The 12,609-nt window shown below is 72.1% G+C and carries 8 protein-coding genes and 1 pseudogene; 4 read left to right on the forward strand and 5 right to left on the reverse strand.

The window, feature by feature from the left end:
• Positions 1–21: 21 nt before the first annotated feature.
• A complete protein-coding gene (locus FRCN3DRAFT_RS0236950; protein WP_007514567.1) occupies positions 22–1,092 on the reverse strand; it encodes a TerC family protein in 1,071 nt (356 codons plus the stop codon).
• 235 nt (positions 1,093–1,327) lie between these two features.
• Between FRCN3DRAFT_RS0236950 and FRCN3DRAFT_RS0236955 the strand changes: the two genes are divergently transcribed.
• Positions 1,328–2,800, forward strand: coding sequence for a PucR family transcriptional regulator (locus FRCN3DRAFT_RS0236955; protein WP_027141269.1), 1,473 nt, complete (start codon positions 1,328–1,330; stop codon positions 2,798–2,800).
• A 103-nt stretch (positions 2,801–2,903) separates the two neighbouring features.
• Here FRCN3DRAFT_RS0236955 and rpsA read toward each other — a convergent pair whose 3' ends face one another.
• The 4 genes from rpsA to FRCN3DRAFT_RS0236975 form a co-directional block, all read right to left on the reverse strand.
• Positions 2,904–4,382: a 30S ribosomal protein S1 gene (gene rpsA / locus FRCN3DRAFT_RS0236960; RefSeq protein ID WP_007520119.1), complete on the reverse strand. Its 1,479-nt coding sequence runs from the start codon at positions 4,380–4,382 to the stop codon at positions 2,904–2,906.
• A gap of 356 nt (positions 4,383–4,738) precedes the next feature.
• Positions 4,739–6,343 carry an acyltransferase family protein gene (locus FRCN3DRAFT_RS0236965; RefSeq protein WP_007520120.1) on the reverse strand — a complete coding sequence of 535 codons (1,605 nt, stop codon included), beginning with the start codon at positions 6,341–6,343 and terminating at the stop codon, positions 4,739–4,741.
• 136 nt (positions 6,344–6,479) lie between these two features.
• Entirely contained in the window at positions 6,480–7,934 is a 1,455-nt protein-coding gene (locus FRCN3DRAFT_RS0236970) for a glycosyltransferase family 39 protein (RefSeq protein ID WP_007520121.1), read from the reverse strand.
• 27 nt (positions 7,935–7,961) lie between these two features.
• Positions 7,962–8,870 (reverse strand): hypothetical protein, encoded by a 909-nt coding sequence (locus FRCN3DRAFT_RS0236975; protein WP_007520122.1) that lies wholly within the window; start codon positions 8,868–8,870, stop codon positions 7,962–7,964.
• A gap of 165 nt (positions 8,871–9,035) precedes the next feature.
• On the opposite strand from FRCN3DRAFT_RS0236975, the gene FRCN3DRAFT_RS48050 reads away from it, so the two are divergent.
• From FRCN3DRAFT_RS48050 to FRCN3DRAFT_RS56820, 3 genes and pseudogenes are all read left to right on the forward strand, one after another.
• Positions 9,036–11,117, forward strand: coding sequence for an acyltransferase family protein (locus tag FRCN3DRAFT_RS48050; RefSeq protein WP_007520123.1), 2,082 nt, complete (start codon positions 9,036–9,038; stop codon positions 11,115–11,117).
• A gap of 66 nt (positions 11,118–11,183) precedes the next feature.
• Positions 11,184–12,185 (forward strand): GDP-mannose 4,6-dehydratase, encoded by a 1,002-nt coding sequence (locus FRCN3DRAFT_RS0236985; RefSeq protein WP_007520124.1) that lies wholly within the window; start codon positions 11,184–11,186, stop codon positions 12,183–12,185.
• Between the two features lie 146 nt (positions 12,186–12,331).
• Positions 12,332–12,609, forward strand: a pseudogene (locus tag FRCN3DRAFT_RS56820) (hypothetical protein); the annotation flags it as partial.

Genomic DNA, 12,609 nt, shown 5'->3' on the forward strand with positions numbered 1-12,609 from the left:
GTCTCGTCCCGGCGGCGTCTCCTAGCGGTCGGCTCGCGACGAGCCGCTCAGGACGTCGCCGTCCCGTGGCGCAGTGGGGTCCTCCGACCGGATCGAGGCGTCCTGGCCGCCCCCCGTGACCGCGCCCACCGCGGCCACGGGGGGCAGGTGCGCGGCGCCCGGGTCCTCCTCATCGGGGTCGGCCGGCGGCGGAGGCGTCACCAGCGACCAGATGACCGAGGCCGTCAGCAGCACGCCGATGACGCCGAGCGAGACGGCGATTGGCATGTGCACGACGTCGGTGAGCAGCATCTTCACGCCGATGAAGGCGAGGATCACCGCCAGGCCGGTGCCGAGGTGGTGGAACCGGTCCAGCGCGCCAGAGAGCAGGAAGAACAGCGACCGCAGACCCAGGATCGCCAACGCGTTCGCCGAGTAGACCAGGAAGGTCTCGTCGGTGACGCCGAGCGCCGCCGGCACCGAGTCGAACGCGAACAGCACGTCGGCGGTCTCCACCGCGACCAGGACGGCGAGCAGCGGCGTAGCGACGAGCTTGCCCGCCCGGCGCAGCACGAAGCGCTGGCCCTGGTACTCGTCGGTGACCGGCATGACCCGGCGGAGCAGTTTCACCGCCCGGCTCTGGCCCGGGTCCACGTCGACGCCGGAGTCCCGGACCATCTTCACCGCGGTGTAGACCAGGAACGCGCCGAACACGTAGATGATGAAGTGGAAGGTGTTCAGCAGCGCCATGCCGCCCGCGATGAACGCGAACCGCAGCACCAGCGCGCCGAGCACGCCGTAGAACAGCACCCGGTGCTGGTACTCCCGCGGCACCCGGAAGTACCCGAAGATCAGGGCGAACACGAAGAGGTTGTCGACCGACAGACTCTTCTCCAGCAGCCAGGCGGCCGTGTACTCGCCGGCCGCGGCCGGCCCCTGCCAGGCCCAGATGACGAAGGCGAAGCCGATGCCGAGGCTCACCCAGAGCGCGCTCCATAGCGCCGCCTCGCGGAGCCTGATGACGTGGGCCCGCCGGTGGGCGAGCAGGTCGATGGCGAGGAGGGCGACGAGGGCGGCGACGAAGGCTGCCCAGGCCCAGAAGGGGACGTGCACGGCTGTCTCCAGGTGAGTCCGGGTAGTCGGCGGATGGGGTACGGGTGCCGGCCGGCCACGCCGGGTGGCGCGCTGACCTGTATCTAGTTCACCCGCTGAGACCCTTCCAGGTCCCGGCAGTAGCGCATCGATGTTGGCGGGATTCGCTATCCTCAAATTGCCGAGACTCGGCAAGAAGAAGACTTCGGACGCACGGCCAGCCCGGGCGCGGCCCGCGTGCGGGAGGGGGTGGCGGATGCCAGTCGACGACGAGCTCGGCGAGGCGGCGGGCCTGCCGGGGACGAGCCTGACCCGGCTGCCACGCGCCGCGGTGCTCGCCGCCCAGGACGCCCGGCTGCCCGCCAGCCTGCTCGGCGACTACCTGCCTGCGCTCGCCTCGGCGGCTCAGACCGGCCGCCGGCTCACGGTCGCCGAACTCGCCCGTTTCAGCGAGCTCGGCCAGGCGGCGGCCGAGTCGGGCGCCGCCCTGCGCGCGCTCGTCGACCTGTACCTTTCCGCGACCTGGCGGGCCTGGCCGTCGCTGCCCGCCACCGAACAGGCCGCGGCGCCGCAGCACCAGACGGGCGACGACCCGGCGGACTGGGGCACCCGAGATCCCGGCGGCCCGGCCCGACCCATGCCGCCCCGGTCCGCCCGGTCGCGGCGCCGGGCCGGGCCTGAGGCCCCGGGTGCGGCCGAGCGGACGCGGGCCGCCGCCGCGGCCGTGCTGCGGGCGAGCGACGACGCCGTCGCGGCCGTCTGCGAGGGCTACGAGGCGGCCCGGACGGCCCGTGCCAGGGCCGAGGAGTCCCTGCGCCGCGAGCTCGTCGACGACCTGCTCACCGGCACCGCCACCGACCCGGGCCTGGTCCTGGAACGTGCCTTCGCGTTCGGGCTGCGACTGGAGGCGCCACACCTCGTCCTGGTCGCCGCCGGGGACCGCCGCTTCGTCGACGGCCGCGGGACGAGCCGCGCCGTCGACACCGCACTCGGCGTCATCTGCGCGACCCCGCCCCTGGTCGTCGCCAAGGGCGGCCTGCTCGTCTGCGTCGTCCCGCAGGAAGCCGAGCGCGACGCGGCGACCGGCGACGCGGCGACCGGCGACGCCGCCGACCTCGGCGCCAGCGTGGACCGGGCCGCCGGGCCGGGCGGCCCCGGCCTGGCCAGATCCGCGGGCGACGGGCCGGCCGCGCGGTTCGCTCCCCTGCCGGCCGGCGGGGCCGGTGCCGCCTCGGGGGCTCCGCGGGCGGTGGCGGCCCTGACCGCGGCGCTGGGGAACGTGCCCGGGTGGCGGGTCGGGGTCAGCCGGGTGCGCACCGGCGTGACGGGCGTGCGGATCGGGTTCGCCGAGGCGTCGAGCGCGGTCGAGCTCGCCGGAAGGCTCGGCGTCGCCGGCCAGGCCGTGCACACCGACGACCTGCTCATCTACAAGGTGCTGCTACGTGACCGGGAGCCGCTCTCCGAGCTGGTGGAGACCGTCCTCGGCCCACTACGAGCCGCCCGCGGTGGCCCCGGCCCGCTGCTGGAGACCCTGGACGCCTATTTCGCCACCGGTGCCGTCGCGCTGGCCACCGCCCGCCGTCTGCACCTCTCGGTCCGTGCCCTCACTTACCGCCTGGCTCGTATCCACCAGCTGACCCACCACGACCCCACCGCCCCGGCGGATCGTTACGTCCTCCAGACCGCGGTGATCGGTGCGCGGCTGCTGAGCTGGAGTGGTGCCGAGTAGCAAACCGGGCCGAGAGGCCAGCAGGCCACGCGGCGCCCGAGGCAGACGAAAACGCCCCCGCCGGTTTCGGCGGGGGCGTCTTCAGGGGCTGACTAGAGAGAGATCATCCCCGGCCGAACTGCTCCCGCAGGCGGCGCAGGGCCTCTTCGTCGATCGCCGAAGCCGGCTGCTGCGACTCTGAGGTGTAGGAGCTCGGCGCGACCGCGGCGGCCTCGGCCTCGCGGGCGGCGCGGATCTGCGCCTGGTGCGCCTCGAAGCGGGACTGGGCCTCGGCGTACTGCCGCTCCCACTCGGCCTGCTGCTCCTCGAAGCCCGGCAGCCACTCGCCCGTCTCGGAGTCGAAGCCCTCGGGGTAGACGTAGTTGCCCGCCTCGTCGTACTTGGCTTCCATGCCGTACTGGCTCGGGTCGAACGTCTCGCCGTCGCCCGCCAGCCCGGAGGCCTCGTTCGCCTGCTTGAGCGAGAGGCTGATCCGGCGCCGGTCGAGGTCGATGTCGATGACCTTGACGAGGATCTCGTCGCCGACGTTGACGACCTGCTCCGGGATCTCCACGTGGCGCTCGGCCAGCTCGGAGATGTGGACCAGGCCCTCGATGCCCTCGTCGACACGGACGAACGCGCCGAACGGCACGAGCTTGGTGACCTTGCCGGGAACGACCTGGCCGATGGCGTGCGTCCGGGCGAACTGGCGCCACGGGTCCTCCTGCGTCGCCTTCAGCGACAGCGAGACCCGCTCGCGGTCCAGGTCGACGTCGAGGACCTCGACGGTGACCTCCTGGCCGACCTCGACCACCTCGGACGGGTGGTCGATGTGCTTCCAGGACAGCTCGGAGACGTGCACCAGACCGTCGACCCCACCGAGGTCGACGAAGGCGCCGAAGTTGACGATGGAGCTGACGACACCCTTGCGGATCTGCCCCTTGGCCAGCTGCGACAGGAACTCGGAGCGGACCTCGCTCTGCGTCTGCTCCAGCCACGCCCGGCGGGACAGGACCACGTTGTTGCGGTTCTTGTCCAGCTCGATGATCTTGGCTTCGAGCTCACGGCCGACGTACGGCTGAAGGTCACGGACGCGGCGCATCTCCACCAGCGATGCGGGGAGGAAGCCGCGCAGCCCGATGTCGAGGATCAGACCGCCCTTGACGACCTCGATGACGGTGCCGGTGACGACGCCGTCCTCCTCCTTGAGCTTCTCGATCGTGCCCCAGGCGCGCTCGTACTGGGCGCGCTTCTTGGACAGGATCAGCCGGCCCTCTTTGTCCTCCTTCTGGAGGACGAGAGCCTCGACGTGGTCACCGACCGAGACGACCTCGTGTGGGTCAACGTCGTGCTTGATCGATAGCTCACGGGACGGGATGACACCCTCGGTCTTGTAACCGATGTCCAGCAGCACCTCGTCGCGATCCACCTTGACGATGGTGCCGTCGACGATGTCACCGTCGTTGAAAAACTTGATCGTCTTGTCGACGGCGGCGAGGAAGTCCTCGGCCGAGCCGATGTCGTTGACCGCGACCTGTGGTGTGGTCGGGCTTTGCGGGCTGGTCACGGTCTCCACGGGTCGAACGTCGGTGGTGCTCGTCAAGGGGTCGGCTCCGACTAGGGGTTGACGTCAGCGCGAGAGCCGGGTCGAACCGCCGGGACGGAGGGACAGAGAACGCGCTACAACGACATTGCGCTGACAACGACACTGTCAGAACCGATAACGACTGCTCGAGTGGATCTGCTCGGTCCGAGACCCACAGACCCTCGTGCTGACTCCAGTCTAGGGAAGCCTCTCCGGCGAGGTCAACGGGAGCCGACGGGCACGCTCGCGCCGAGGGGACCCCGCAGCGTCGCAGGTCGGGCGAAGCCCGACATCAGGGGTTCGGGGGCCCGGCCCCGGGCACCATCACGGCCCTGGAAAAGCCGCCCCTGGGGCGGCGGCATGGCAGCCACCGGTCATGGTCGATCGCCTGGGCCGAACCGGCCGCCCGCGCTGTCCTGTCGGCCGATCCTATCGGGTTGATGCGGCTCGGGAAGGGGCGGGATGGTGGTCTCGTCCAGCGCTCTCCCGGCCGTGACGCCCCGGGTTGACCCTGTCACGGGCGCCGCCGCGGACGCTGGCGCCGGCAGCGGCGCCGGGCGGCCCTGCGCCACCACTACCGGGCCATGGGCGCCGGCCACGACCGGGTGCGGAGCCGCTTCCGAGGCGGCCACAGGAGCGGAGGCGGCCGTCGCCGCGCGTCCGCGCCGGGGGCGGTTCTTCCAGCGACGGGCCCAGTCACGGGCGAGGTTCTGGCACGGCCGCTCGACCAGGTAGTAGGTCAGCGTCGAGAGCGCCACGGTGATCACCAGGACCACCGCGAAGAGCGGGGCGAAGGAGACCTGCCAGATCTTCCAGCCGCTGCGCGCCATCACCACGTCGATGACGGTCTGGTGCCACAGGTAGATGCCGTAGGAGATCGAACCGAGGAAGGTCATCACCCGGCTGGCCAGGAAACGGCGCACGACCCCGCGCCGCTGCGGGCCGAACACCACCGGCAGTAGCAGGAAGAAGCCGAACAGGCCGTAGAACAGGTGCTTGCCCAGATCGGTCCGGACGGTGGCGTCGTAGATCGGCCACAGCGGCAGCCCGATCTTCTTGCTGGCCACCCAGTAGCAGACGGCCGCGAGCAGCCAGCAGATGGTGCCGGAGAACGGCAGCGTCGACCAGCGCGGGTGGCGCCCCTGCCGGCCGTACCAGGCTGAGACCACCGCGAGGAACATGCCCAGGGAGAACAGGTCCCACCAGACCGGCAGCCACACCGACCACCCGTCGGCCAGCCCCGAGTCGGTGCCGATCATCCGCCAGTGCACCAGGGTGCCCAGCAGGTAAAGCGCGGCGACGCCGGTCAGCTCGAGCCACAGCTGGGTACGCGGCGCGCGAACCCGCCGGCCAAGCAGCCACGCGTAGAGCGGGACGAACAGGTAGAACGCGACCTCAACGTCGAGCGTCCAGGCCTGGGTCAGGCCCTGCAGCGCCCACGACTGTCGGTAACCCTGCACGAACAGCAGGCACTCCAGCAGGCCCCGGACGTTCGCCACGATCATCTTGTCGGTGACGACGACCAGGCTGATCACGAACACCAGCCAGTACAGCGGGACGATCCGCATGAACCGGCGCAGCAGGAAGCCACCGACCTCCGGGACGTCCCGGCCGCCGCCCCGGTCGGCGAGCGCGAGATGGCGCGCGACGAACGGTCGGTAGAGCAGGAAGCCGGAGATCAGGAAGAAGACCGCGACGCCGATCTCGGCCCGCGCGGCATATGGCCCCAGCGAGGACCGCAACGTCAGGGTGGTCATGAAGCCGGCGTGCACGACGACCACGAGCAGCGCCGCGATCGCCCGCAGCCCGTCGAACCCGGGAAAGACCGTCGTGTCCCGGCGCGGGGTGGGGGCCGCCGGCGCGGAGGGCTCGTCCGCCGGCGCCAGCGGGGCCCCGGACACGACGGTGGTGCCGGCGTCGACCGCGACGGTCGTCGGGTCGTCCGGGCGCCCGAGCTGGCGAAGCCCGGCCCCGGTCATGACGCGGGCCGGGGGTGGCTGCGGTCCGGCACGGTCGCAAGGTACCAGCCAGCGCCGTCACGGCCCCGCCCGAGCCGTCGCGGGTAACCACTCAGGACCACGGACGAACCGACGGTGATCAGCGGACCGGGCATGCTCACGCGGCCGGGGTCTGGGCCTGGGCCGGAACCGGAACCGCCGCGGGCTGCCCGGCGCGCGCCGTCGCCCGGGAGCCGCTGTGCCGGCCGCGGGGGACGAAGCGGGCGCGGATGGAGGCGAACGCGACAGCGGCCAGCAGCACCACCGCCGGCTCCGCGACCGCGCGGAACCGGCTGGTGCCGTAGACCATCGTCGAGGCGACGGTGAGGGCTCCCGGCAGTGCCAGCAGCGGCAGCAGCAACGCGCGGCGCCGGCGCAACAGCACCGCGCCGACGGCGCCCGCGGCCAGCAGCACCCACAGCGAGAACAGCGCCACCTTGCTGAGACCCACCGGCCGTGACTCGATCGTGTCGAACCGGACCTGCTGGAACGGCCGGAACACCCCCCAGGTCCGCCCGGCCCTCGCCAGCGCGACCTTGGGCAGCTCGGCCTTGTGGTCGCCGATGTACCGGTAGGCGGCCTCGCGATAGAAGACATCGCGCTCGGAGCGTTCGGTCGGCTCGTTCTGGATCTTCAGGATGCACTTGAAGTCCCACCAGCCGAGGAACGTGCCGTGGTATGTCGTGTCGCAGTGCGTGACCGCGAGCGTCGTGCCGAGACCCGTGGACAGGTATTCCGGCTCGCTGAACCGGCTCAGGTTGTAGACGGCCCACGGCGCGATCGTCAGGACACAGGCCGCCCCCGCGGCGGCGAGCATCCCCACCCGCCGCCGCCACGACGCCCTGGCCGCCGGGAGCGCTCCGGCATCCGCGGGACGATGGGCCGCCGGCCCGCCGGGCGAGCGGGCCAGCAGGACCAGTGGCGTCACCAGGAAGACCGCCAGCAGGAGCAACTCGGCCCGGGCGAGCGCCGCCGCGGCTGTGGCCAGCCCCAGCAGGGCGGCGTCCAGGTAGCCGCGCCGGTCCCAGAAGCGATAGGCGAGCCACAGCACCACCGAGCAGGCCAGGATCCCGGTCGTCTCCGACATCAGCAGCGGATCATTGATCCACATACCGGGGTAGACGGCGGCGAGCCCGGCCGCGACCAGCCCCGCCGCGGGTCCGGCGGCGCGCCTCCCGGTCAGCGCGACGATCAGGATGGCCAGCGTTCCGAGCAGGCACTCGAACACCTGGTGCTCGAGGAACGTGCTGAGGCCGACCAGGGACGGCAACGCGAGCAGCGCGCTGGTCAGCGGCGGGTGCTGCGCGTCCGGCACGTACCGGTGGTTCAGGTGGAGCTCGTACGGGTCGGGCCAGCCCCGCCCGTCGGCGAACAGGTTGGCCGCCTCGTGGTAGTAGAGCGGGTCGCCCTGCACGACCGCCGGATGCATCCAACCGAACAGGTACCACAGGCGAACGCCAAGGCCGACAGCCATGATCAGGGTCAGCAGCAGCCACCAGCGCCGGTCCCGCGGCCGCACGCCGCCAGCCTCGGGCGCCTCCGCCACAACCGGCGTGATAGCGGTCTCGGTCACGGCCGGAAGGTACCAAGGCGCTTCCGGTCATCTGAGCGCGATAGGTGTGACGATTAGCCTCTGGCGGAGTCGCGCGCGAGCGCGAGGCCGGTGAGCGGTACAGCCAAAGGTCGCGCGACGATGGCGAAGCCTCGCGCGACCGGAGGCTAGTCGAGCGGTGTAGCCAAGGACGCGCGCGCGGGACCACGCCGGGTCTGCCGCATACTTCGCAGAGCGGTCAGCCGGACGCTGGCCGCCGATCATGACTGGCGGACGAGCGGGAGGAGGCCCCGGCTGAGCGGCAAAGACGCTGACACCGTCCGGATCTCCGACGCCACTCGCTTCCGCGCTCACCAGCCCGCCCGGCCCGGCCGGCCCGGCGACGACCAGCAGGACGGTCGCGAGGACGACGGCCGCGGCGGCGGCGCCCACGGTGACGACGAGCACCGGGACGACGGTCACGACCACGACGAGGAACGCGGCGGCGCGGGCGCCGGCCGCGGTGACGGCGCGCGCGACGGCGCTGCCCGTGGCCGCCGGACCAGCGAGGGTCGCGACGACGTCGGCGCGCGACCACGGGACAGCCACCGCGACACGTTCCGCCCGCCCGCCGGGCCGTACCGCGGTGTCACGGGCGAGCGCGCCGCGCGCGGGCGCGGCGTCGCCGGTGACCCGGACCTGCCCGATCGACGGCCCGGTGGACCGCCGACCCAGCGGGAACCCCGTCGCCCGTCCGGCAGGGACCCCGAGCGTCCAGACGTCCCCGATCGGCTCCGCCGATCGAGCGGGAACCGCGGGAACGGCGGGATCCCAGGCGGAGGCGAGCGGCCTGAACGTGCCGGCGGCGGGCGCCCCGGCGACGCGCGGCGGGGCGACGCCGCCCGCGAGGAGACCCGCCGGCCGGCCACCCGCCCGGCCGGACGGCCGGCACCCGACGATGAGGACGCCAGCCAGCACACCATCGCCCTCGTCCGCGGCGCCATCGAGCGTGGCGGCCGCGCGCGCGGCGCGGAGCCCACACGTGCGCCGGACCCGGTCTACACCCGCCGCTCGCCCCAGGAACGCGCCGCCGATCGCGACGGCGACGGCGAGGCCGACCCGGAGCCGAAGACCGCGGGGCTGATGCTCCTGGACCCTGCGGCCGCGCCGGCGGCGACCGCGATCGGCCCGGGGGACTCGGACACCACCGGGACCTTCCTCGCACCGATCGTCCACTCCCCCGGCCTGGACGGGCTGCGCGCGCTCGCGGTGCTCGCCGTGATCGCCTATCACGCGGGGCTGTCGTGGGTTCCCGGCGGCCTGCTGGGCGTGGACACGTTCTTCGTGCTGTCCGGGTTCCTGATCACCGGCCTGCTGGTCGCCGAGTACCGGGCCACCCGCCGCATCGACCTCAAGGACTTCTGGACGCGGCGGGCGCGGCGCCTGCTGCCCGCCTTCCTGCTCCTGTTGCTCGCGATCTCGGCCTACGCACGGTTCCTCGCCACGCCGGGCGACATCACGAAGATCCGCCTGGACATGCTGGCGTCGCTGTTCTACGTCGCGAACTGGCGGTTCGCGCTGTCGAACCAGAGCTACTTCGACCACTTCTCGGCGCCGTCGCCGCTGCTGCACACCTGGTCGCTGGCGGTCGAGGAGCAGTTCTACGTGCTCTGGCCGCTGATCGTGTTCCTGTTGATGCGCCACAGCGCGCGCACGGTCGACAAGTGGAAGGGGCAGCGGCGCAAGGCGCAGTCGGCGGCGCTGGCGGTGGCGGTGCTGGGCGCGGAGCTGAGCGCGCTGATCGGCATCGTGCTGCTGCTCGTCGGCGTCGACGCGTCCCGGATCTACTACGGCACCGAGGTGCGCGTCCAGGCGCTGCTGACCGGCGCGGCGCTGGCGGTGTGGCGGGCCCAGCGGCGGGCCGGGTTCACGGCACGCGGCAAGAAGGTGCTCGGGTACGCCGGCGGACTGGCGCTGGTCGCGCTGCTGGCGCTGTGGGCGACGGTCGACGGCCAGGCGCGCGGTCTGTATGCCGGCGGGTTCCTCGGCGTCGCGATCATCGTGGCGGTGCTGGTCGCGTCGATCGTCGAGGTGCCGGGCTCGGCGGTGGCGAAGGTGCTGTCGATTTCGCCGCTGACCTACATCGGCAAGATCTCCTATGGCCTCTACCTGTGGCACTGGCCGGTCCTGCTGACGGTTACCGCGGGACGGACCGGCCTACATGGGCCGGTTCTGCTGGCCGCCAGAGTGGCCGCGACCATGGCCTGTACGCTGCTGTCGTTCTACCTGGTGGAGAACCCGATCCGGCGCCGGTCGATCCGGATCCCGAGGCCGGTCGTGACCACGCCGGTGGTGATGGCCGGGGTCGTCGCCGTGGCGATATTGGCGACGAGCACCCAGGCGTCCAGCGCCCGCAGCCCCGCGGACCTGGAGAAGCTCGCCGCGAGCGTCCAGGCGGGTGGGGCGCTGCCCACGGCGGCGCCCGACGCGCAGGGAAACCGGCCGCTGCGGATGCTCATCGCCGGCGACTCGCTGGCGACGACGCTGATCGGCAGCCAGTTCGGCGAGGTGGCGGCGTCGATGAACGTGCAGCTCGCGGACGCCTCCATGCTCGGCTGCGGGGTGGCCCGGCTGCCGACCAGGAAGCTGGACGGCAAGCCCGGGCCGACGACGATCGGCTGTGACCAGTGGCCGGCACGGTTCACCAAGCGGGTGAACGAGGTCCATCCGGACATCGCGGCGCTGCTGATCGGCCGCTGGGAGGTCACCGACCAGCTGCTGGACGGCGACTGGAGCCACGTCGGCGAGCCGAAGTTCGACGCCTACCTCGCCGCCCAGCTGGACCTGGCCATCACCACGCTGTCCGCGGGCGGCGCGAAGGTGGTGTTGTTCACCACACCCGCGGTCGCCGCCCGGGAGGGGCCGGATGGGTCGCAGTACCCGGAGACGAGGCCGGAACGAGTGGCAAGGTTCAACCAGCTGCTGCGCGCCGCGGCCGACCGGCATCGGGGTGTGGCGACCATCTCGGATCTCAACGGCGTACTCACGCCGGGTAATCGCTACACCGATCACGTGAACGGCATCCTCACCCGGGACGACGGCGTGCACATTACTGCCCCAGGTGGGCGAATCGTTGGTCAGGCGTTGCTTCCCGCGATTGTTGGGCTGGTTCGTCCGACAGGCGCGGATCGTGCCCCCGTGGGGACGACCACGTCCCCCGGCTGACCTGCGTGCATTACCGAACGCTAATCTTTCGACGGCAGCGTGCCGCACACAGACGGGAGGGTGATCGTGCCCCGCGCGCTCATTACAGGGATCACCGGCCAGGATGGTCTGTATCTGGGAGAGCTGCTCACGGCCAAGGGCTATGAGGTGTTTGGACTGGTCAGGGGCCAGTCCAACCCGAAGGTGGCCACGGTCGAGCGGATCATTCCGGGCGTCCAGCTCCTGGAGGGCGACCTCACCGACCTGTCCTCGCTGATCGGCGCGGTGGAGATCTCCCAGCCTGACGAGGTGTACAACCTCGGCGCCATCTCGTTCGTCGGACTGTCCTGGAAACAGGCTGAGCTGACCGGCGAGACGACCGGGATGGGTGTGTTGCGTATCCTCGAGGCGCTGCGGATCACCGCCGGCAGCGACGTCTCCCGGATGCGCTTCTACCAGGCGAGCTCATCCGAGATGTTCGGCAAGGTCCGCGAGACGCCGCAGCGGGAGACCACACCGTTCCACCCGCGCTCTCCCTATGGCGTCGCCAAGACCTTCGGGCATTACCTGACCGTCAACTACCGCGAGTCGTACGACATGTTCGCCTGCTCGGGGATGCTGTTCAACCACGAGTCGCCGCGCCGCGGAATCGAGTTCGTCACCCGGAAGGTGACCCGGGCCGTCGCCCGGATCGCGCTCGGGCTGCAGGACTCGATCACCCTGGGCAACCTCGAGTCCCGCCGGGACTGGGGCTTCGCCGGTGACTACGTCGACGCGATGTGGCGGATGCTCCAGCAGGACGAGCCGGACGACTTCGTCATCGCGACCGGGGAGACGCACTCCATCCGCGAGCTGCTGCAGGCCGCGTTCGCCCGGGTCGGCATCGACGACTGGGAGCCCTACGTCAAGCAGGACCCGCGGTTCTTCCGTCCGGCCGAGGTCGACCTGCTGGTCGGTGACCCGTCGAAGGCCATGGACAAGCTGGGCTGGAAGCCGACGGTCACCTTCACCGCCCTCGTCGACATGATGGTGGACGCGGACCTCGCGCTGGAGCGGGAGACCGCGGGGCAGGCGCTGACGATTCGGTGACCGGTCCTCGGTTCGGCGCGACCACCCCGGCCCACGGCCGTGCCTGGGTGGGACGCCGTGCACCGACGGCAGCATCTGCGGCAGCGCCGGCCGCGCTACCGGATACACCGGGAGCGCGGCCGGCTACACCGCGTGACAGTAACAGTATGTCACGGCGTCCCTACGTTCCCCCGCGCGCGACACCGACGCCCCGTCCGGCGAGCCAGGGCGGCCCCGCCGGCCTGTTCTCGGCCGGGCGGGACGCGGCGGTCCCGGTGGACTGGGCCAAGCCGACGAGCGACGCCCTCGTCCCGCCCGGGCCGGCCGAGGGCCCGTCCGCGCCGGACGCGGAATCCAGGTCGACCACGACCACGGCCCCGGCCCCGGCCCCGGCCGCCGCCCCGCCGGCCACCGCGCCTCCTGTCGCCGCCGTGCCTCCGGTCGC

This window comes from Pseudofrankia saprophytica, assembly GCF_000235425.2.
GTDB classification, from domain to species: Bacteria; Actinomycetota; Actinomycetes; order Frankiales; family Frankiaceae; genus Pseudofrankia; species Pseudofrankia saprophytica.